The organism is Pseudomonas azerbaijanoccidentalis, from assembly GCF_019145495.1.
Classification (GTDB): Bacteria; Pseudomonadota; Gammaproteobacteria; order Pseudomonadales; family Pseudomonadaceae; genus Aquipseudomonas; species Aquipseudomonas azerbaijanoccidentalis.
Genome location: NZ_JAHSTU010000010.1, coordinates 1 through 20,844, shown reverse-complemented (window position 1 = coordinate 20,844; position 20,844 = coordinate 1). Strand labels below are relative to the sequence as shown.

Sequence of the window (20,844 nt, the reverse complement as noted above, 5' to 3'; positions counted from 1 at the left end):
GCAAAAGACGCCGTATTTAACCACAAGCGCGCAGCCGAAACCAAAGGCTGTGCCGACGCCTAGTCTGAGCATGTCCGATAAAATTGAACTTCGCGCAGAGGTGCCGTCCGAATTGGGCGGCCAACGCCTCGATCAAGTCGCCGCACAATTATTCGCTGAGCACTCGCGCTCGCGCCTTTCCGCCTGGATCAAAGACGGCCGCCTGACTGTGGATGGGGCGGTTATCCGCCCGCGAGACATCGTTCACGGTGGCGCCATTCTTGAACTCACTGCCGAGCAGGAAGCTCAGGGCGAATGGGTCGCTCAAGACATTGCCCTGGACATCGTCTACGAAGACGACGAAATCCTGGTGATCAACAAGCCTGCGGGCCTGGTGGTGCACCCGGCTGCCGGTCACGCCGACGGTACGTTGCTCAACGCCTTGCTGCACCACGTGCCGGACATCATCAATGTGCCCCGCGCCGGTATCGTGCACCGTCTGGACAAGGACACCACCGGTCTGATGGTGGTGGCCAAGACCATTCAGGCGCAGACGCAGCTGGTTACACAGTTGCAGAGCCGCAGTGTCAGCCGCATCTATGAATGCATCGTGATTGGTGTGGTAACCGCTGGTGGCAAAATCAACGCCCCGATCGGTCGTCACGGCCAGCAGCGCCAGCGCATGGCTGTAATGGAAGGGGGCAAGCAAGCCGTCAGTCATTACCGCGTGCTCGAACGCTTCCGCTCCCACACTCACGTGCGGGTGAAGCTGGAAACCGGTCGTACGCACCAGATTCGCGTGCACATGGCGCACATCAACTTCCCGTTGGTCGGAGATCCTGCCTACGGTGGTCGTTTCCGAATCCCGCCGGCAGCCAACCCGACCATGGTCGAGTCGCTGAAAAACTTCCCGCGTCAGGCACTGCATGCGCGGTTCCTGGAGCTGGATCACCCGACGACCGGTCAACGCATGAGCTGGGAATCGCCGCTTCCGGAAGATTTCGTCTGGTTGCTGACCCTGCTCAAGCAAGATCGCGAGGCGTTCATCGGATGAGTGACTGGCTGATTCCTGACTGGCCCGCGCCGGCCGGGGTCAAAGCCTGCGTCACCACTCGTGCGGGCGGCGTCAGTCTGGCGCCGTTCGACAGCCTCAACCTCGGCGATCACGTCGACGACAGCCCTGAAGCCGTCGCCGAAAACCGCCGTCGTCTCACCGATCATTTCGCCATTCAACCGGCCTGGCTGCAGCAGGTCCACGGCATTGCCGTGGCCCATGCCGACCCGAGCCGGGTAGATAGGGCCGATGCCAGTTGGACCTCAACGCCGGGCATAGCCTGTGCGGCGATGACTGCCGATTGCCTGCCCGCGCTGTTTTGCGACCGCGCCGGCACCCGTGTCGCGGCAGCTCATGCCGGTTGGCGCGGGTTGGCGGCAGGCGTGCTTGAAGCCACCCTCGACAGTCTGGCGGTGCCAGCTGCTGAAGTTTTGGTCTGGCTCGGTCCGGCCATTGGTCCGCAAGCCTTTGAAGTCGGCCCTGAAGTGCGCGAAACCTTCGTGCAGCAGTTGCCGCAAGCGGCTGAAGCCTTCGTGCCAAGCGCCAATGCCGGCAAGTTCATGGCCGACATCTATAAGCTGGCGCGATTGCGTCTGGCGGCTCGCGGTGTTACCGCTGTCTATGGCGGTGGTTTCTGCACCGTGACCGATCCGCGCTTCTTTTCTTACCGGCGCAGCCCTCGCACTGGTCGATTTGCTTCCTTGATCTGGCTCGAACGCTAGACTTTCCTGACCTGCATCAACGTCACGACGCTTGAAACTCCCAGAATTGACCACATCTATTGTGGTATCTGGCAGGTTTCTTCATTCAGGATGTTTTATAGGTCCGGCCTGCTCAAAAGGAAGGTGACCCATGCGTATAGACCGTTTAACCAGCAAATTGCAGTTAGCGTTGTCCGATGCCCAATCTTTGGCTGTCGGCCTCGATCATCCGGCCATCGAACCGGCGCACTTGATGCAGGCCTTGCTCGAACAGCAGGGCGGCTCGATCAAGCCCCTGCTGATGCAGGTGGGCTTCGACGTCAACAGCTTGCGTAAAGAGCTGACCAAAGAACTCGACCAGCTCCCGAAAATCCAGAACCCGACTGGCGACGTCAACATGTCGCAGGATCTGGCGCGGCTGCTGAACCAGGCTGACCGTCTGGCCCAGCAGAAAGGCGACCAGTTCATCTCCAGCGAGTTGGTGTTGCTTGCCGCCATGGACGAGAACAGCAAGCTCGGCAAGCTGTTGCTCGGTCAGGGCGTGAGCAAGAAAGCCCTGGAAAACGCGATCAACAACCTGCGTGGTGGCGAGGCCGTCAACGACCCGAACCACGAGGAAGCGCGCCAGGCGCTGGATAAATACACCGTCGACCTGACCAAGCGCGCCGAAGACGGCAAGCTCGATCCGGTGATCGGCCGTGACGACGAAATTCGCCGCACCATCCAGGTGCTGCAACGCCGCACCAAGAATAACCCGGTGCTGATTGGTGAGCCTGGCGTGGGTAAAACCGCGATCGCCGAAGGTTTGGCCCAGCGCATCATCAACGGCGAAGTGCCGGATGGCCTCAAGGGCAAGCGCCTGTTGTCCCTGGACATGGGGGCGTTGATTGCCGGTGCCAAGTATCGCGGTGAGTTCGAAGAGCGCCTGAAGTCCCTGCTTAATGAGCTGTCGAAGCAGGAAGGGCAGATCATTCTGTTCATCGACGAGCTGCACACCATGGTCGGCGCCGGTAAAGGCGAAGGCTCAATGGATGCGGGCAACATGCTCAAACCCGCCCTGGCTCGCGGTGAGCTGCATTGTGTCGGTGCCACTACGCTCAACGAGTACCGCCAATATATAGAGAAGGATGCGGCCCTTGAGCGTCGCTTCCAGAAAGTGCTGGTGGATGAGCCGAGCGAAGAGGACACGATTGCCATTCTGCGTGGCCTGAAAGAGCGCTACGAGGTTCACCACAAGGTGGCGATCACCGACGGCGCGATCATCGCGGCGGCCAAACTCAGCCATCGCTACATCACAGACCGACAGTTGCCGGACAAGGCCATCGACCTGATCGACGAGGCCGCCAGCCGCATCCGCATGGAGATCGACTCCAAGCCGGAAGTGCTGGACCGTCTGGAGCGTCGCCTGATTCAGCTGAAGGTGGAATCCCAGGCGCTGAAGAAAGAAAGCGACGATGCGGCGAAGAAGCGTCTGGAAAAATTGCAGGAAGAAATCGCTCGGCATGAGCGTGAGTACTCGGATCTCGAAGAAATCTGGAACTCGGAAAAAGCCGAAGTCCAGGGTTCTGCGCAGATCCAGCAGAAAATTGAACAGTCCCGTCAGGAACTGGAAACCGCTCGCCGTAAAGGCGACTTGAACCGCATGGCTGAATTGCAGTACGGGGTGATCCCGGACCTGGAACGCAGCCTGCAAATGGTCGACCAGCACGGCAAACCGGAAAACCAGTTGCTGCGCAGCAAGGTGACTGAAGAAGAGATCGCCGAAGTCGTTTCGAAGTGGACCGGTATCCCGGTATCGAAAATGCTCGAAGGCGAGCGCGAAAAACTGATGAAGATGGAAAGCCTGTTGCACAAACGTGTGATTGGCCAGGAAGAGGCAGTGGTCGCGGTTTCCAATGCGGTACGGCGTTCCCGCGCCGGGTTGTCCGACCCGAACCGGCCGAGCGGCTCGTTCATGTTCCTCGGCCCGACCGGTGTCGGTAAAACCGAGCTGTGCAAAGCGTTGGCCGAATTCCTCTTCGATACTGAAGAGGCGATGGTGCGGATCGATATGTCCGAGTTCATGGAGAAACATTCCGTGGCTCGCTTGATCGGTGCGCCACCAGGATATGTCGGTTATGAAGAGGGCGGTTACCTGACCGAGGCGGTGCGTCGCAAGCCTTACTCGGTGATCCTGATGGACGAGGTCGAGAAGGCGCACCCGGATGTGTTCAACATCTTGCTGCAAGTGCTCGAAGACGGTCGCCTGACCGACAGCCATGGCCGCACCGTGGACTTCAAGAACACGGTGATTGTCATGACCTCCAACCTGGGGTCGGTGCAGATCCAGGAACTGGTCGGTGATCGTGAAGCGCAACGTGCGGCGGTCATGGATGCGATTTCCACGCACTTCCGTCCGGAGTTCATCAACCGGGTGGACGAAGTGGTGATCTTCGAGCCTTTGGCGCGGGATCAGATCGCCGGCATCACCGAGATCCAGTTGGGTCGTCTGCGTAGCCGTCTGACCGAGCGGGAGCTGAAGCTGGAACTCAGCCCTGAAGCCATGGATAAGCTGATCGCGGTCGGTTACGACCCGGTATACGGTGCTCGGCCGCTGAAACGGGCGATCCAGCGCTGGATCGAAAACCCGCTGGCGCAGCTGATTCTGTCGGGACGATTCATGCCTGGGGACACTGCCCATGGGGTGGTGGAGAACGACGAAATCGTCTTCGTCTGATCCTGAGCGGCAGCAAAAATCAAAAGGCCTCGCATTGCGAGGCCTTTTTTTCGTTAGGCTGTTGAACTCAAAGGAAAAGGCTTGTAAAGTGCGCCCCGCAGTCAGTCACCCGCTAGGGTTTCCGCTCCCCAAGCAGGAATCCAAAATAAGTTGCAAATCATTAACTTGAAAGCAATTTAGGGGGTTGACAGAGGTGCTGAAGATTGTAGAATAGCGCGCCTCAGACACACGAACGCAGCGATGCGAACGGGTCGAAGAGAACGCAGTAAAGCTTCACCGTTGTAAATTGAAATATGTAGTTCCGTGATAGCTCAGTCGGTAGAGCAAATGACTGTTAATCATTGGGTCCCAGGTTCGAGTCCTGGTCACGGAGCCAATTTCAAACCGGGGTATAGCGCAGTCCGGTAGCGCGCCTGCTTTGGGAGCAGGATGTCAGGAGTTCGAATCCCCTTACCCCGACCATTTTTGGGTCGTTAGCTCAGTTGGTAGAGCAGTTGGCTTTTAACCAATTGGTCGTAGGTTCGAATCCCACACGACCCACCATTTTTGAAACCAGTTAACGCTGGAATCGAATCTTAAGATCAGAGGCCAAAAGCGCTGATCGAAGAAGGCGACTTTTGAAAGGTCGCCTTTTTTTTACCGGGGTATAGCGCAGTCCGGTAGCGCGCCTGCTTTGGGAGCAGGATGTCAGGAGTTCGAATCCCCTTACCCCGACCATATTAAAAATCCTCGTATCGAAAGATACGGGGATTTTTTTTGCCTTGGAAAAAGTGCACTCATCTCTTTAGTCATCGTACAACTTGCCGATAACGAGCTACAGGAGCACCGACAGGGCCTCCACTCCAGCCAACAAAAATAAAGGCGCTCGTTATGTTTCTTCGTCAGTTGAATATTGCCCCCCGTGCAGCCTTGGGCTTTGCCTTGATCGCGGTGCTTGTGGCGTTGCTCGGGATTTTTGCCCTGGGGCAAATGTCGAGCATTCGCGAGAGCGAAGTGGCAGTGGAGAAACAATGGCTGCCGAGCATTCGTGGCGGTGACGAGATCCGCGAAATCATGCTGCGCATTCGTACCATTTCCCTGCGCATGGCCCTGGACCAAGACCCGAAGAACATCGCCCAATACCGCAGCCAGATGGACACGCGGGACAAAGAGCTGAGCGAGAAAATCGCCGCGTACGACCAGCTCGTCACCACCGCCGAAGGCCAGGCGTTGTATGAGCAGTTCAAAAAAACCTTCACGGCCTACCGCGCCGGCATTGCGCAATCGTTCACCCTCGCTGAACAGGGGCGCCGCGACGAATTGACCAAATTGTTGCTGATCGACATGAAAACCGTGGTCGACGGTTCCGGTAAACAACTCAGTGACCTGGCGCAGTTGTTTACCCAGCAAGTGGCGGCAGAAAGCGAAAAGTCCAAAGTGCATTACGAAACATCACGCACCATCGTCAGTTTGTTCATCGCCCTTGCCGCGTTGGCGACCGTTGGCCTGGCGATGCTGCTCACCCGCAGCATCGTGCGCCCTTTGAGTGCCGCGGTGACGGCCGCCGAGCATGTGGCACAGGGCGATCTGACCCGTCCGATCGAAACCCATGGCAACGATGAAGTCAGCCGCTTGCTCAAGGCATTGGCCGCCATGCAACAGAATCTGCGGGAAACTTTGCAAGGGATCAGCGGTTCGGCCACGCAACTGGCGACCGCCGCCGATGAGTTGAACGCCGTGACGCTCGACAGCAATCAGGGCGTGCAGCAGCAAAATAACGAAATTGAACAGGCCGCCACGGCGGTCAATGAAATGACCAGTGCGGTGGAAGAGGTCGCACGCAATGCCGTGTCCACCTCCGAGGCCACGCGTCAGTCCAGCGAGTCAGCGCATCAGGGGCAAGAACGGGTCAGCGAAACGGCCAGTGCCATCAGCTCGTTGGCCAATGATGTGCGCAGTACCGGTGAGCTGGTGCAGTCACTGGCCAACCAATCTCAGGACATCGGCAAGGTGCTGGACGTGATTCGTGCCATTGCCGAGCAAACCAATCTGCTGGCACTCAACGCGGCGATTGAAGCGGCGCGTGCCGGGGAGAGTGGTCGAGGCTTTGCCGTGGTGGCCGATGAAGTGCGGGCCTTGGCCTATCGCACCCAGCAATCGACCCAGGAGATCGAGCAAATGGTGCAAGGCATGCGCACCGGGTCAAGCCAGGCGCTTGAGGCGATGAACGCCAGCGCTTCTCGGGCGGCCAGCACGCTGGTATTGGCGGAGCGGGCAGGCGAGGCTTTGCACACGATCACGGCATCGGTGCATCAGATTCACGAGCGTAATCTGGTGATCGCCAGTGCAGCAGAAGAACAGGCGCAAGTCGCCCGCGAGGTTGATCGCAATCTGGTGAACATTCGCGATTTGTCAGTGCGCTCCGCCGCGGGAGCGAATCAGACCAGCGCATCGAGCCATGAGTTGTCGCAACTGGCCAATGCGTTGCAGGGGATGGTGGGGCGCTTTCGGGTATAGCTGATTCAGATAGAAAATGTGGGAGCTAGCCTGCTAGCGATGGCGGTATAACAGCCAGCATTGATGTTGACTGTTTCGACGCTATCGCCAGCAGGCTAGCTCCCACAGGTTTTTTATCAGTGCAGTTTGAGGCGCGGCTCGGTGCCTCGGCCGATCTTGCTGCCCAGCATCAGCATCGCCGTGCGGAACGGTCCGTACAGCGCCATCTGGTGCATGCGGTACAGCGACACGTAGAACATCCGCGCCAGCCAGCCTTCGAGCATCACGCTGCCGGTGAGGTTGCCCATCAAGTTACCCACAGCGGAAAAACGCGACAGCGAAATCAAAGAGCCGTAGTCGGTGTATTTGTACTCCGGCAGCGCCTTGCCTTCGATGCGCAATTTCAGCGATTTGGCCAGCAACGAGGCTTGTTGATGCGCAGCCTGTGCGCGCGGCGGCACGTTGCGGTCAGTGCCGGGCTGCGGGCATGCGGCGCAGTCACCGAAGGCGAAAATGTTTTCGTCGCGGGTGGTTTGCAGGGTCGGCAACACTTGCAGTTGATTGATGCGGTTGGTTTCCAGGCCGTCGATGTCCTTGAGGAAACCCGGTGCACGAATCCCCGCGGCCCAGACTTTCAGGCTGGCGTTGATCACTTTGCCGTCCACGGTAATCAGGCTGTCGGCGGTCACTTCGCTGACAGCGGCATTGGTCATCACGTTGACCCCGAGTTTCTCCAGGGTTTTATGCACAGGCCCGCCGATGCGTTCCGGTAGCGCGGGTAATACCCTTGGCCCGGCTTCGATCAAGGTGATGTGCATGTTTTCCGGCTTGATCCGGTCCAGGCCGTAGGCCGCCAGTTCATGGGCGGCGTTGTGCAGTTCGGCGGCCAGTTCGACCCCCGTGGCACCAGCGCCGACGATGGCCACGCTGATCTGCTCGACCTTGTCGGTCTGCCCGGCATGGGCGCGCAGGTAGTGGTTGAGCAGTTGCTGGTGGAAGCGTTCGGCCTGTTTGCGGGTATCGAGGAACAGGCAATGCTGCGCCGCGCCCTGGGTGCCGAAATCGTTGGTGGTGCTGCCGACGGAAATCACCAGCGAGTCATAAGGCACTTCGCGGGCGGGTACCAGCTCCAGACCGGCTTCGTCATAAGTGGCCGCGAGCTGGATTTTCTTGCTCGCGCGATCAAGCCCGCTCATGCGTCCCAGCTGGAACTCGAAGTGGTTCCATTTGGCCTGGGCCACATAGTTGAGTTCGTCTTCGGAAGAGTTCAGCGACCCGGCCGCCACTTCGTGCAACAGCGGTTTCCAGATGTGGGTCAGGTTCGCGTCGACCAGCATCACGCTGGCTGTGCCGCGCTTGCCCAGAGTCTTACCCAGGCGGGTAGCCAACTCCAGACCGCCGGCGCCGCCGCCGACAATAACAATACGATGGGACATGGGGATAACTCGCAAGGCTAAAGGAAATCGGTGCAATTACCCGAGCGAGCGCAAGGCAGCTCATAGCGTCAGGTAACTGATAAGTCGGCTCAACAGGCCCAGACCAATGGTCACTGCCAGTACCAGCACAAGGAGCATCCACGGCCGGAAAGGTCGGCGCTCGACTTGGTGCTGGGACAGTTGCAGGTACTCTTCGACATGCTTCTGGTCGTCGGGGTTCAGGCGGCTGGTCATATCGGGCCTCGTCAGGGGTAGACGTTGCTAAATGTGATGAAGCTACAACGGGCGTTATCCCGCGATGAACGGAGCATAGCCGCTCTCGGTCAGTGGCAAGACGCTCAGGGTATCGTCCAGGCGAATGATTCCACTTTGTAACACCCGGGCTGTGATTCCGCCATGTCCACGCACGGCTTGAAAGGTCCCCGGCCCAAGGTTGTTCTCCAGACGCGCGCAAGGCTGGCACCAACCGGTGGTTTCGAAAATCGCCTGGCCGATGCGAAAGCGCCGGCCCTTGAGGCTGAACAGGTTGATGCCACTGATAACGAGATTGCGCCGCAGCTCTTCAGGCTTGATCGGCTGATCGTCCGGGCGGCCCATCAGCGAATGGATCACCGCCAGGTGTTCCCACTGAATCAGCGTCACCTGCCGCGCGTTGCGTACGCCGGGCCGGGCGCGGTCACCGGTCAAACCGGCTTCAAGCCGCGCTTCCACGGCGTCCAGTTCGATCATCGGCGCGTGACGCTCCGGGCGCACGCCAATCCAGCGAACGCGGCCGGTTTGCGGTACATGGGCAATCAATTCCTGCAATGGACTCACAGGCTGATCCCGACATCGAAAACAATGCTGCGTCCCAGGTTGCTGCGCAGGAAGTCCGGTGCATCCGGGTGAGCGAACAGCACGCGGGCGAAGGTCGGGCCAACCAGAGACAACGAACGCCAGCCCTGGCGCAAGTATTCGGTGGGCGGCGGGAAGTGGCTGTTGAGGTCCAGCACTTCGCGCTTGAGGCTGGCGAAAGCGATGATGTCCAGTTCGCCCAGGTCCATGCCGCGCTCTTTGTAGTTGTGCGCCTTTTTGCGCAAGGTCGGTGCCAAACGGAGCAAGAACTCGTTGGCGGGGATGCGTCGCGGCTTGGCTTCGCGCCGTACCAGTTGGCTCAGCGAGAACGCGCTGCGTCGGCGTTGCAATTCGTCTCGCCATTCATCATTGAGGCGCCGGCCCTCGTCGAGCACGAAGAACACCTCGAAACTGGCGTCGCGAAACAGCACGTCCGGCGGCTCCCCGGCCGGGGCGAATTCGTCGGCGCGATAAGGAATGTTCAGCCCTTGCAGCAGGCGTTGGCAGACCCAACGCTCACGCTCCCATTTGCGGGCATTGGACAGGAACGCGTTGGCTTGCTCGGCCGCGATGGTCAGCAGGCGTAAGTAATCTGAGTCATCCATAGGCCCAAGCTTAGCGTTCAATTGCGATCACAAAGAAGACAGTTTATCGGAGAGGGCCAATTCCCTCCGTTCCCATGCCCGTTCAGGGCCCTGCACAAAACGGATAGAGGTCTGCGCATTGCGGATATTGACCCGCGCCGGGTGGCTCTACCCTCGGCTGTACGGACGTAAGCCGTGATACCCACGCTCAAAAAAACAACAACAAGAGATAAATGCCATGCGCAAGATCGACGTACATGAGGTTATCGACAACGCTCGTTTCAACCGCTTTCACTGGATGGTGCTGTTCTGGTGTGCCTTGATCATCATCTTCGACGGTTACGATCTGGTGATCTACGGCGTGGTCTTGCCGATGTTGATGAAGGAGTGGGGGCTCAGCCCCCTGCAAGCCGGTGCATTGGGCAGTTATGCACTGTTCGGCATGATGTTCGGCGCGCTGTTCTTCGGGCCGCTGTCGGACAGGATCGGCCGCAAGAAAGCCATCACCATTTGCGTGATGCTCTTCAGCGGTTTCACCGTGCTCAACGGTTTCGCCCGCAACCCCACCGAGTTCGGGTTGTGTCGCTTCATTGCCGGGCTCGGCATTGGCGGCGTGATGCCTAACGTCGTGGCGCTGATGAACGAATACGCGCCGAAAAAAATCCGCAGCACGCTGGTGGCGATCATGTTCAGCGGTTACTCGGTGGGCGGCATGTTGTCCGCCGGGCTGGGCATTGTGCTGATCCCGAGTTTCGGCTGGCAGTCGGTGTTTTACGTGGCGGTCCTGCCACTGTTGCTGTTGCCGCTGATCATGTACTTCTTGCCCGAATCGGTGGGCTTCATGTTGCGTCAGGGGCGCGATGAAGAGGCGCGCAACATTCTCCAGCGCATCGACCCGGCCTACGTCGCGCAAACCGCCGATCAGTTGCACATGGCCGAAGTGAAAGGCACGGGCACCCCGGTGTTGCAGTTGTTCCGTGAAGGCCGTGCGCTGCGCACGCTGATGTTGTGGCTGGCGTTTTTCTGCTGCCTGCTGATGGTGTACGCGCTGAGTTCCTGGTTGCCGAAACTGATGGCCAACGCCGGTTACAGCCTCGGTTCGAGCCTGTCGTTCCTGCTGGTGTTGAACTTCGGGGCGATCTTCGGCGCGGTCGGCGGCGGGGTGTTGGGCGACAAGCTCAATCTGCCGAAAGTGCTGGCGGTGTTTTTCGCGATGGCGGCGGTGTCGATCACGCTGTTGGGTTTCAACAGTCCGATGCCGGTGTTGTACCTGCTGATCGCCATTGCTGGCGCCACTACCATTGGCTCGCAGATTCTGTTGTACGCCTGTGCCGCGCAGTTCTACTCCATGACCATTCGTTCGACCGGTCTTGGCTGGGCCTCGGGCATCGGGCGCAACGGGGCCATCGTCGGTCCGTTGCTGGGCGGTGCCTTGCTCGGGATCAGCCTGCCGCTGCAACTGAACTTCATGGCGTTTGCCTTGCCCGGTGCGGTGGCGGCCCTGGCCATGACCGTGTTCGCCATCAGCAGCCGGCGTAGCGCCTCCAGCGTCAGCCCGGCGCTGTCAGCGACTGGTGCCTGAACCATGAAAGGGTTCTTCCAGGACTTCTCGCTGTCAGCCGCCGTGGCTGGATTCATCGCCACGGTGATTTCCTATGCCGGCCCGCTGGTGATTATTTTTCAGGCGGCGGAGGCGGCGCATCTTTCGCGGGAAGTGCTGTCGTCCTGGATCTGGGCGATCTCCATTGGCAGCGCTGTGTTGGGCATCGGTTTGAGCCTGCGCTACCGCGTTCCGGTGATCATCGCCTGGTCGGCGCCGGGCTCGGCGTTGCTGGTGGCTCTATTGCCGGACATCTCCATGGCAGAGGCCGTGGGGGCTTATATGGTCAGCAGCCTGATCATTTTCGTGGTCGGCATTTCGGGGGCTTTCGACCGGATCATCAGCAAGCTACCCGGCGCCATCGCTGCGGCGATGCTGGCGGGGATCCTGTTCAGTTTCGGCACCGGGTTGTTCGTGTCGATGCAGCACAAGCCGCTGCTGGTGTTGGCGATGTTTGCCACGTACCTGATCTGCAAGCGGGTGATGCCGCGTTACGCGGTGATGATGGTGTTGCTGACGGGGTGTTCGATAGCCGCGTTCACCGGTGATCTGCACCGTGAAGCGCTGGTGATCGGCCTGGCCACACCGGTGTGGATCACGCCTGAGTTCAGCCTGGCCGCGATCCTGAACATCGCCTTGCCGCTGGTGATGGTGGCGCTGACCGGTCAGTTCGTGCCCGGTATGGCGGTGCTGCGCGCCAGCGGTTACTCGACACCCGCGAGCCCGATCATTGCCAGCAGCGCGCTGGCCACGGCGTTGCTGGCGCCGTTCGGCTGCCACGGGCTGAATCTGGCGGCGATCACTGCCGCGATCTGTACCGGTCGCGAATCCCATGAAGATCCACGCAAACGCTACGTCGCCGGGGTTGTCGGCGGGGTGTGCTACCTGTTGTTCGGGATCTTCGGCGCCACCCTGGTTTCGCTGTTTTCGGCGTTTCCCAAAGAGCTGATCGCAGCACTGGCCGGGTTGGCATTGTTCGCTGCCATTGCCGGTGCGTTAACCGGTGCGATGGCGGTGCCGAACGATCGTGAAGCCGCGTTGGTGACCTTCCTGGTCACGGCGTCGGGCATGTCGTTGTTCGGTTTGTCCGCCGCGTTCTGGGGGCTGATTTTCGGCATGGTCACCCATGTGCTGTTAAACGCCCGCCGGCCTGTTCCCCTTCGCAAATCCACTGCAACTGACGTTGTTCAACCTGTCGATCAATAACAATAAGAGAAAGACAATGAAGCAGAATCTCCCAACAACCGGTTCGTTGTTGTCCCTGGCTGTCGTCTCGAGTTTTTCCGCGAGCGCGATCGCCGCGGAAAAAGGCTTTATCGAAGACACCACCGCGACCTTGCAGGCGCGCAATTATTACTTCAGTCGCGACTTTTCCGACATCGTCGGTGCCAACCAGCAATCGAAGGCTGAAGAGTGGGCGCAAGGCTTCATTCTCAACGTGAAGTCCGGTTACACCCAGGGCACCGTCGGGTTTGGTGTGGACGTCATCGGCTTGCTCGGCCTCAAGCTCGACAGCGCCCCGGACCGGACCAATACGGGCTTGTTGCCGGTGCAGGACGACGGCCGCGCGCCGAACAATTACAGCCGTCTGGAAGGCGCGCTGAAAATGCGCTACTCGAAAACCGAGCTGAAGGTCGGCGAGTTGCAGCCCAATCTGCCGGTGTTGGCCTTCAGCGATATTCGCCTTTTACCGCCGAGTTATCAGGGCGCAAGCATCACCTCGAACGAGATCAATGGCCTGACCTTGCAGGGTGGTCACTTGAGCTCCACTAGCCTGCGCAACGAAGCCGGTGACGAAAAAATGCAAGCAATGCTCGGCCATGTGCCGCAGCGCCAGGTCAGCAGTGACGGTTTCAATTTTGCCGGCGCTGATTATGCCTTCAACGACAAGCGTAGCTCGGTCAGCGCCTGGTTCGGGCAACTGGAAGATATCTACAACCAGCGCTTTTTGGGTTTAAAGCACAGTGAGCCGATGGGCGACTGGGTCCTTGGCGCCAACCTCGGTTACTACGACTCGCGCGAGGACGGCAAAAAACTGCTGGGTAACATCGACAACCAGGCGTTCTTCTCGTTGCTGTCAGCCAAGCGTGGCGGCCATACGTTCTACGTTGGCTATCAGGGCATGTTCGGTGACAGCGCATTCCCACGGGTGTTTGCCAACATCTCGCCACTGGGCAACGAGGTGCCGACCTACGAGTTCGCCTACACCGATGAGCGTTCCTGGCAGGCGCGCTATGACTACGATTTTGCGGCGCTCGGCGTACCGGGGCTGACCAGCACTGTGCGCTACATCAGCGGCAACAATGTCGATACTGGCAAGGGCTATGAAGGCAAGGATCGCGAGCGCGACCTGGACATCGGCTATGTGCTGCAGAGTGGCAGCCTAAAGGGTTTGGGTATTCGCGTGCGCAATGCCATGGCGCGTTCCAACTACCGCAGTGACATCGACGAGAATCGGCTGATCCTCAGTTACACCTGGACCTTGCTATGAGCCATTGATCACAGGTTGCTGGTGCAATCACCCATGACGTTGTAAGTCACGCGGTGGGCCTGGCCCTGATGATCGATGTATTCCATGGTCGCCGGTACAACCCCGCACGCGTTCGCGGTGTCCGACACCGAAACCACTTTGGCGATGTCCAGAGGCTGCGCGGGGTTGTATTCGACGGCGGCAGGTTCGTTGCCTGCGGCCATGGCCGAGGTGGCGATGACGGTCAGTAACAGGCTGATCAGGGTTTTCATGTTGGCGGCTCCGTGTCGGTTTTGATACTTGAATTTTAGTCTTTGCCACCCACGGATAAAGGGGCGAACGGCAGATGCAGCCTTACATGAAACGTAACAATCGCCCGCCGCGCGCGAGGCCGGTACTGAGCGATCCATGGCATTGGGCCTGAAGTCGAAGGGCGGGCGAGCAGCGGTGTAGACTGAGTGCCTGTTGTTCTTCACCTGGGAGGCGCGCGTTGCCATGATCGGTGCCGAGTTGCTGTCATCGCAAACCCTTGCGGTCGGCTGGCTGATCTATGTGCCGGTGTTGATCTGGGCGATCTGTCGTGCGCCATGGGTTGAACTGTTCACCGACAGCCGTCGCCAGCATTTGCTGTTCGGGACGGTGTTCGCGTTGTTTCTGTTGTGGCTCGTACGACGGGATTTCGATACCGGCGTGTCTTATCACTTCATCGGCATGACCGCCGTGACGTTGCTGCTGGACTGGCCGCTGGCGCTGGTCGGCGGGCTGGTGGCGCAAATGGGGTTGGTGCTGCTCGGGCGTCAGGACCTCGCCGCTGTCGGGGTCAACGGCGCATTGCTGATTGCATTGCCGGTGCTGGTGACCGAGTGCTGTGCGATCCTCGTCGAGCGCGCGCAGCCGCGTAATCCCTTTGTGTATATCTTCGTGTCGGGTTTCTTTGCCGCCGCGCTGTCGGCGTTGCTGTGCCTGCTGCTGGCGCTGTGGTTGCTGTGGTTCGACGAGCGCTTCGCCATGCCGTACTGGCTGGAAGATTTTGTCGGTTACCTGTGGCTGATCATTTTTCCGGAGGCGTTCATCAACGGCATGATCGTCAGTGCGCTGGTGGTGTTTAGCCCGGAATGGCTGGAGACCTTCAACCGCACGCGCTATTTGTCGGCGCCGTGGAAGGACGACGATCCCAAGCCTTGATGGCCTTAAGGCCCGGGATCGTCGATGCGATGGCTCAGTGGCGCGGATCGAAGTCGCCGCTGAACAGCTCGTCTTCGGCATCCGGCGCTACCGGGATCTTGTGCTCTTCCGACGCCCAGGCGCCGAGGTCGATCAGTTTGCATCGGTCCGAGCAGAACGGCCGGAATTTACTCTCGGCACTCCACTCGACAGGGGCGCCGCAGGTCGGGCATTCAACGGTTGGGATCTGGCTCATGACTGGCCTCCACGCAATGTCAGGTAAAAGTGATGCAGGCGTTCGACCTCGCTGTGCAGCCAGCCGAGGTCGCGGTCATTGACCACCACATCGTCGGCATGGCTGATGCGATCCTGACGGCTGGACTGGGCCTTGAGAATCGCCTGGACCTGCTGTTCGCTGGTCTGGTCGCGCTGCAAGGTACGTTCGATCTGTAGTTGTTCAGGGGCATCGATGACCAGCACCCGCTGGGTCATCGTGTACTGGCCGGATTCGATCAGCAACGGTGAAACCAGGATCGCATACGGTGATTTTGCCAGCGCCAGGTGATGGGCAATCTCCTCGCCGATCAGCGGATGCAGCAAGGCTTCCAGCCAGCGGCGTTCATCCGGCACTTCGAAGATCAGTGTGCGCAACGCAGCGCGATCCAGTTGCCCGTCCGCCTGCAATACGCCAGGGCCGAAGTGTTCGGCAATCTTTGCCAGCGCCGGCCGGCCCGGCTCCACCACCCAGCGTGCGGCGTGATCGGCATCGACCGCGTGCACACCCAGATCGATGAAATGCTGGGCAGCCGCGCTTTTGCCGCTGCCGATGCCGCCGGTCAGGCCGAGAATCCAGGGTTTTTCCACAGGGGTATTCATTTCAAACCGACAAACTGCCAATAGAAGTCGGTTATTTGACCACCCCAGAGCAAGGCAATCCAGCCGGCAATTGCCAGATAGGGGCCGAAGGGGATCGGCGTCGATGTTTTGGCGTTGCGCAAGCGCAGGCAAATCACACCAATCACCGCCCCCACCAAGGATGACAAGAGGATCGTCAGGGGCAGAATCTGCCAGCTGCCCCAGGCACCAAACATCGCCAACAATTTGAAATCACCATGACCCATGCCGTCCTTGCCGGTGATCAGCTTGAACAACCAGAACACCGACCACAGCGTCATGTAGCCGGCCACGGCGCCCCACACCGCGTCCGGTAACGGCACGAACAGACCGAGACTGTTGACGATCAGCCCCAGCCACAACAAGGGCAGCACCAGCACATCCGGCAGCAGTTGGTGCTCGGCGTCGATCAAGCTCATGGCCAATAGGCCCCAGCTCAGGAGCAATGTCATGCACGCTTGCCAGCCGAAGCCGAAATGCCAGGCAATGAAAGCCGACCCCAGGCCGCAGGCCAGTTCGACCAGCGGATAACGCTTGCTGATCGGTGCTGCGCAGCCTGAACAGCGGCCGCGCAGGAACAGAAAACTGAGCACCGGAATATTTTCCCACGGGCGTATTCGGTGGCTGCAATGGGGGCATTGGGAGTGGGGTAGAAACAGATTGAAGGTCGGCAGCGTTGATTCGTCGGGCTGCCCGAGGATCTCGTGGGCCTGCACACGCCATTCACGCTCGAGCATTTTCGGCAGGCGCCAGACCAGCACGTTTAGGAAGCTGCCGACCAGCAAGCCGATCACCCCGGCGATCACAACGAACGCCAGCGGGTACTGAATCAGTATTTCGTTCAAGGGCATGTCAGATCGCTGAGCCGAGTTGGAAGATGGGCAGGTACATGGCAACCACCAATCCGCCGACGATAACACCCAGCACCACCATGATGAACGGTTCCATCAGGCTGGTCAGGTTATCGACCATGTTGTCGACCTCGTCCTCGTAGAATCCGGCGACCTTGTCGAGCATGTCATCCAGCGCGCCGGACTCTTCGCCAATGGCGGTCATCTGAGTCGCCATGTTCGGGAAAATGCCGGATGTGCGCATGGAAAAATTCAGCTGCATGCCCGTCGACACGTCTTGCTTGATGCGCAGCACGGCCCGTTTGAACACGATGTTGCCGGTGGCGCCGGCCACTGACTCCAGGGCTTCCACCAACGGCACGCCGGCCGCGAAGGTGGTCGACAAGGTACGGGCAAATCGGGCCACGGCGGACTTGTACATCAAGGTGCCCACCAGCGGCAGCTTCAGCAGCCAGGCGTCCGTGCGGTCGCGAAAACCCTGTGAGGTCCTGAAGGCGTGGCGCACCCCGAAAATTGCCACGAGCAGCAAGCCGAGCATGAGCCACCACCAGTCCTGCATGAACCGCGAAAGGCCAATCACCATCACCGTGAACGCGGGCAGTTCGGCGCCAAACCCTTCGAACACCGACTGAAACTGTGGCACCACTTTGACCAGTAGGATCCCGGTTACAATCATCGCGACGAACACCACTACCAGCGGATACGTCATGGCTTTCTTGATCTTGGCCTTGAGGCTTTCGCTCTTTTCCTTGTAGGTCGCCACCCGCTCCAGCAGCGTATCCAGCGCTCCGGCCTGCTCACCGGCGTCCACCAGGTTGCAGTAGAGCTCATCGAAATATTGCGGTTTTTTGCGCAGGGCGGCGGCGAAGCTGTTGCCTGCCGCGACTTCCTGTTTCACCTCGTCCACCAGCTTGCGCATCGCGGGGTTGTCGAAGCCTTCGCCGATGATGTCGAACGATTGCAGGAGCGGCACGCCCGCTTTCATCATCGTCGCCATTTGCCGGGTGAACAGGGCGATATCGTGGGCTTTGATGCGTTTGCCCATGTCGAAAATCGACGTGGTTTTCCTGCGCACCTTGCCGGGGTTGATGCCTTGCTTGCGCAGTTGTGCCTTGACCAGCGCGGGGTTCTGCCCACTCAACTCGCCGCTGATTTTCGTGCCTTTGCGGTCTGTGCCTTCCCAGGCATACACGCTGATTTTCGCTGCCTTGACTGCCATGTTCAGTCCTTGGTGACCCGGTTGATTTCTTCCAGGCTGGTGATGCCCTGCATGGCTTTGAGCAGCCCTGAGGTGCGCAGGTCGTTAAAGCCGTCCTTACGCATCTGGTCGTCGATTTGCAGTGCGTTGCCTTCAGCCATGATCAGCCGTTGCAGGTCCGCCGTGTTCCTCACCACTTCATAAATCCCCACTCGCCCTTTGTAACCGCTGTTGCAGTGATCGCAACCGACCGGTCCATAGATCGTGAAGGTGCCGATGCGTTCCTCGGGAAAACCTTCCTTGAGCAACGTTTCGCGGGGAATCTCCACCGGCACGCGGCAATGGCTGCACAGTTTGCGCGCCAATCGCTGTGCGATGATCAGGCTGACGGAGGTGGCGATATTGAAACCCTGGATGCCCATGTTGTGCAGGCGGGTCAGGGTTTGCGCGGCACTGTTGGTGTGCAGGGTCGACAGCACCAGATGCCCGGTCTGCGCCGCCTTGATGGCGATTTCGGCGGTTTCGAGGTCGCGGATTTCACCGACCATGATCACGTCCGGGTCCTGACGCAGGAATGATCGAAGCGCCTGGGCGAAATCCATGCCCTGCTTGGGATTGACGTTGACCTGGTTGATACCCTCCATGTTGATTTCTACCGGGTCTTCGGCGGTCGAAATATTGATGTCCACGGTATTGAGGATGTTTAGCCCGGTGTACAGCGAAACCGTTTTGCCCGAGCCGGTAGGGCCGGTCACCAGAATCATGCCTTGCGGCTGTTTCAGCGCTGCCATGTACAGGTCTTTCTGGTCGGGCTCGTAACCGAGGGCATCGATGCCCATTTGCGCGCTGGTCGGATCGAGAATCCGGATCACCACTTTCTCGCCCCACAGGGTCGGCAGGGTGTTGACCCGGAAGTCGATGGATTTGCTTTTGGACAGGCGCATCTTGATTCGGCCATCCTGAGGCTTGCGGCGTTCGGAGATGTCGAGGCTGGCCATGACTTTCAGTCGCGCTGCAATGCGGTTGGCCAATTGGATCGGCGGTTTGGCAACCTCATGCAGCACGCCGTCGGTGCGCATTCGCACGCGGTAGTTTTTTTCGTACGGTTCGAAATGCACATCCGAAGAGCCGCCTCTGATCGCGTCGAGCAGCATCTTGTGGACGAAGCGCACCACCGGCGCGTCATCGGCTTCCTGACCGACGATGGCGTCATGGCGCTTGTCATCGGTGGTCTCGATGTCCAGGCCGTCGAGGTCAACGTCGGCCATGTCTTCCAGGCCTGTGCCATGGCTGTCGAAGAACTTCTCGATGGCGTCGCTGAGTTTGTCGTCCTCGACCAGAATCGCTTCGGTCGTCAGCCCGGTGCTGAACTGGATGTCGTTGATGGCTTGGTGGTTGGTCGGATCGGAAACCCCTACGAACAACTTGTTGCCACGGCGCCAAAGGGGCAGGGCGTGATGCTGACGGACAAGCTTCTCGCTGACCAGGCCCTTGGGCTGGCTGTCCTTGTCCAGGGCGTGTAAGTCCATCAGGGCCATGCCGAAGTGTTCCGAGGCGATTTCGGCGACCTGGCGGCTTTTGACCAGTTTGTTCTGCACCAGGTAACTGACCAGGGACATACGGTTGCGTTGGGCTTGTTGATACGCCTGTTGCGCGCTTTTGTCAGTGAGCAGCTCGGCCAGGATCAACTGCTTGGCCAGACCGCTGAGAGCGATGTCGTTCATTGGGATACCGGACGCAGACAATTCAAGACTTATAGCCTAGTCAAGCAAGGGAACCAAACCAGCGGCGGTGAGGTGACAAAAAGTGTCAGATAGTGCGGATCCTGGGAGTAGGAAACGTCTTGCGGGCAGGCTAATCCCTCGCGAACAGGGTGCGTGGGGCTTGGCATGGGCTGTGCTGCGACAGGTTCAGATCATGAGATTTCGACTCATGCACGGAGGCTGTCTATGAAGACTCAAAAAGGTTTTACCCTGATCGAGCTGCTGATCGTGGTGGCGATCATCGGCATTCTCGCGACGTTTGCCATTCCGGCTTACTCCAAGTACCAGGCGCGGGCCAAGGTCACGGCGGGGCTGGCGGAAATTTCGGCGTTGAAGGTTTCGTTTGAAGACCTCATGAATTCCGGCACCGCAGAGCCAACCACTCTGACCGGAGCAGGAACGACCACGCAAAATTGCGCAATTGCCGTCACGGGCACCGTAGCGTCCGGGGCTGGCACCATTGTCTGCACCTTGCAAAAAGCGCCAGCGCCTGTAGCCGGCAAGACAATCACCCTTTCCCGCAGTGCAACGGCAGGTTGGTCATGCGCGACCGGCGTAACCGCCGAATACGCTCCGCCCGGCTGTACGGCGGCCGCCAGCTGATCAACCAGTTGCGACATACAAAGGTGCCCCGTCGAGAGAACGGGGCATTTTTTTGGCCCTCTCCATGTTCATGCATGGACTCTATCCACCCCTGCCGAGCATCACTACATCCAGGCAAAATACGGTGTACGTCAAGCAACACTCATTGAGTACGTAAGACGGTTCCTAGGACTGTTCTGATTTACATTTTGAACATTAAATCTGTTTTTTAACTCGGCCCCAGCATCTACGCACCCACACGCCTTTCATCCGCTAAAAAACCATACAGTGCCACCACATCGCCACGATTGTGCCGTTGAATTTGCGCCCGCTAACGTCCACGCCACCATGTTCAGTCAGCGATCATCACCTCGGGGCGTAACAAGTGGATCTGGAGGATGGTTGAGCCGTCTCGTATCAACGAATTGCATCGACACGGATGCCAACTTGAAAAAACCGAGAATCAAGTACGCCGATGACACGTCGGTCATGAGCCGGCTGGAGCAATACGAACCGACTATTGAAGTCTCTCAGTAAAAGGAC

The 20,844-nt window shown here is 59.2% G+C and carries 19 protein-coding genes and 4 tRNA genes; 13 read left to right on the top strand and 10 right to left on the bottom strand.

Features of this window, described 5'->3' with window-relative positions; all coding sequences use genetic code 11:
• Positions 1–70 precede the first annotated feature (70 nt).
• The 8 genes from rluD to KVG88_RS26040 all read left to right on the top strand — a co-directional run bounded on the left by rluD (position 71) and on the right by KVG88_RS26040 (position 6,946).
• Positions 71–1,033, top strand: coding sequence for a 23S rRNA pseudouridine(1911/1915/1917) synthase RluD (gene rluD, locus KVG88_RS26075; protein WP_150701481.1), 963 nt, complete (start codon positions 71–73; stop codon positions 1,031–1,033).
• On the top strand, positions 1,030–1,755 hold the full coding sequence (gene pgeF, locus KVG88_RS26070) for a peptidoglycan editing factor PgeF (protein ID WP_217873167.1): 726 nt from the start codon (positions 1,030–1,032) through the stop codon (positions 1,753–1,755). Before rluD ends, pgeF begins: the two co-directional genes overlap by 4 nt.
• Before the next feature lie 130 nt (positions 1,756–1,885).
• Entirely contained in the window at positions 1,886–4,450 is a 2,565-nt protein-coding gene (clpB, locus tag KVG88_RS26065; protein WP_150701479.1) for an ATP-dependent chaperone ClpB, read from the top strand.
• A gap of 300 nt (positions 4,451–4,750) precedes the next feature.
• A tRNA-Asn gene (locus tag KVG88_RS26060) sits at positions 4,751–4,826 on the top strand.
• Positions 4,827–4,835: 9 nt separating this feature from the next.
• A tRNA-Pro gene (locus tag KVG88_RS26055) sits at positions 4,836–4,912 on the top strand.
• Between the two features lie 5 nt (positions 4,913–4,917).
• Positions 4,918–4,993, top strand: a tRNA-Lys gene (locus tag KVG88_RS26050).
• 97 nt (positions 4,994–5,090) lie between these two features.
• A tRNA-Pro gene (locus KVG88_RS26045) sits at positions 5,091–5,167 on the top strand.
• Positions 5,168–5,320: 153 nt separating this feature from the next.
• Entirely contained in the window at positions 5,321–6,946 is a 1,626-nt protein-coding gene (locus tag KVG88_RS26040) for a methyl-accepting chemotaxis protein (protein ID WP_150701478.1), read from the top strand.
• Between the two features lie 116 nt (positions 6,947–7,062).
• On the opposite strand, the gene KVG88_RS26035 is transcribed toward KVG88_RS26040, so the two are convergent.
• From KVG88_RS26035 to KVG88_RS26020, 4 genes are read right to left on the bottom strand one after another with little or no spacing between them, the layout of a single operon-like run.
• A complete protein-coding gene (locus KVG88_RS26035) occupies positions 7,063–8,361 on the bottom strand; it encodes an NAD(P)/FAD-dependent oxidoreductase (RefSeq protein ID WP_217873166.1) in 1,299 nt (432 codons plus the stop codon).
• A 60-nt stretch (positions 8,362–8,421) separates the two neighbouring features.
• Positions 8,422–8,595: a DUF3094 domain-containing protein gene (locus KVG88_RS26030; protein ID WP_007970531.1), complete on the bottom strand. Its 174-nt coding sequence runs from the start codon at positions 8,593–8,595 to the stop codon at positions 8,422–8,424.
• 54 nt (positions 8,596–8,649) lie between these two features.
• Positions 8,650–9,177 (bottom strand): MOSC domain-containing protein, encoded by a 528-nt coding sequence (locus tag KVG88_RS26025; protein WP_150701476.1) that lies wholly within the window; start codon positions 9,175–9,177, stop codon positions 8,650–8,652.
• Positions 9,174–9,800, bottom strand: coding sequence for a DUF1780 domain-containing protein (locus KVG88_RS26020; RefSeq protein WP_007970534.1), 627 nt, complete (start codon positions 9,798–9,800; stop codon positions 9,174–9,176). Before KVG88_RS26020 ends, KVG88_RS26025 begins: the two co-directional genes overlap by 4 nt.
• 217 nt (positions 9,801–10,017) lie before the next feature.
• On the opposite strand from KVG88_RS26020, the gene KVG88_RS26015 reads away from it, so the two are divergent.
• Genes KVG88_RS26015 through KVG88_RS26005 form a run of 3 tightly spaced genes read left to right on the top strand, consistent with a single transcriptional unit; the run spans position 10,018 to position 13,870 of the window.
• Positions 10,018–11,361 (top strand): aromatic acid/H+ symport family MFS transporter, encoded by a 1,344-nt coding sequence (locus tag KVG88_RS26015; RefSeq protein WP_217873165.1) that lies wholly within the window; start codon positions 10,018–10,020, stop codon positions 11,359–11,361.
• A 3-nt stretch (positions 11,362–11,364) separates the two neighbouring features.
• Complete coding sequence (locus KVG88_RS26010) at positions 11,365–12,585, top strand: benzoate/H(+) symporter BenE family transporter (RefSeq protein WP_217873164.1); 1,221 nt, start codon at positions 11,365–11,367, stop codon at positions 12,583–12,585.
• A 16-nt stretch (positions 12,586–12,601) separates the two neighbouring features.
• Positions 12,602–13,870 carry an OprD family porin gene (locus tag KVG88_RS26005; RefSeq protein WP_150701473.1) on the top strand — a complete coding sequence of 423 codons (1,269 nt, stop codon included), beginning with the start codon at positions 12,602–12,604 and terminating at the stop codon, positions 13,868–13,870.
• 8 nt (positions 13,871–13,878) lie between these two features.
• Here the strand turns inward: KVG88_RS26005 and KVG88_RS26000 are convergent, their stop codons facing one another.
• Positions 13,879–14,121 (bottom strand): DUF2790 domain-containing protein, encoded by a 243-nt coding sequence (locus tag KVG88_RS26000; RefSeq protein ID WP_150701472.1) that lies wholly within the window; start codon positions 14,119–14,121, stop codon positions 13,879–13,881.
• Positions 14,122–14,344: 223 nt separating this feature from the next.
• On the opposite strand from KVG88_RS26000, the gene KVG88_RS25995 reads away from it, so the two are divergent.
• Positions 14,345–15,034: an energy-coupling factor ABC transporter permease gene (locus tag KVG88_RS25995; RefSeq protein ID WP_217873256.1), complete on the top strand. Its 690-nt coding sequence runs from the start codon at positions 14,345–14,347 to the stop codon at positions 15,032–15,034.
• Between the two features lie 34 nt (positions 15,035–15,068).
• On the opposite strand, the gene yacG is transcribed toward KVG88_RS25995, so the two are convergent.
• From yacG to pilB, 5 genes are read right to left on the bottom strand one after another with little or no spacing between them, the layout of a single operon-like run.
• Positions 15,069–15,269, bottom strand: coding sequence for a DNA gyrase inhibitor YacG (gene yacG, locus KVG88_RS25990; RefSeq protein WP_034148252.1), 201 nt, complete (start codon positions 15,267–15,269; stop codon positions 15,069–15,071).
• Positions 15,266–15,889: a dephospho-CoA kinase gene (coaE, locus tag KVG88_RS25985; protein ID WP_217873163.1), complete on the bottom strand. Its 624-nt coding sequence runs from the start codon at positions 15,887–15,889 to the stop codon at positions 15,266–15,268. The genes yacG and coaE overlap by 4 nt, the downstream gene beginning before the upstream one ends.
• The gene (locus KVG88_RS25980; RefSeq protein WP_217873162.1) at positions 15,886–16,758 is read right to left on the bottom strand and encodes a prepilin peptidase; all 873 of its coding nucleotides are present in this window, start codon (positions 16,756–16,758) and stop codon (positions 15,886–15,888) included. Before KVG88_RS25980 ends, coaE begins: the two co-directional genes overlap by 4 nt.
• Before the next feature lies 1 nt (position 16,759).
• On the bottom strand, positions 16,760–17,977 hold the full coding sequence (locus KVG88_RS25975) for a type II secretion system F family protein (protein ID WP_150701469.1): 1,218 nt from the start codon (positions 17,975–17,977) through the stop codon (positions 16,760–16,762).
• Positions 17,978–17,979: 2 nt separating this feature from the next.
• Positions 17,980–19,680, bottom strand: coding sequence for a type IV-A pilus assembly ATPase PilB (gene pilB, locus KVG88_RS25970; RefSeq protein WP_217873161.1), 1,701 nt, complete (start codon positions 19,678–19,680; stop codon positions 17,980–17,982).
• Between the two features lie 225 nt (positions 19,681–19,905).
• On the opposite strand from pilB, the gene KVG88_RS25965 reads away from it, so the two are divergent.
• Positions 19,906–20,322 (top strand): pilin, encoded by a 417-nt coding sequence (locus tag KVG88_RS25965; protein WP_150701467.1) that lies wholly within the window; start codon positions 19,906–19,908, stop codon positions 20,320–20,322.
• Positions 20,323–20,844 lie beyond the last annotated feature (522 nt).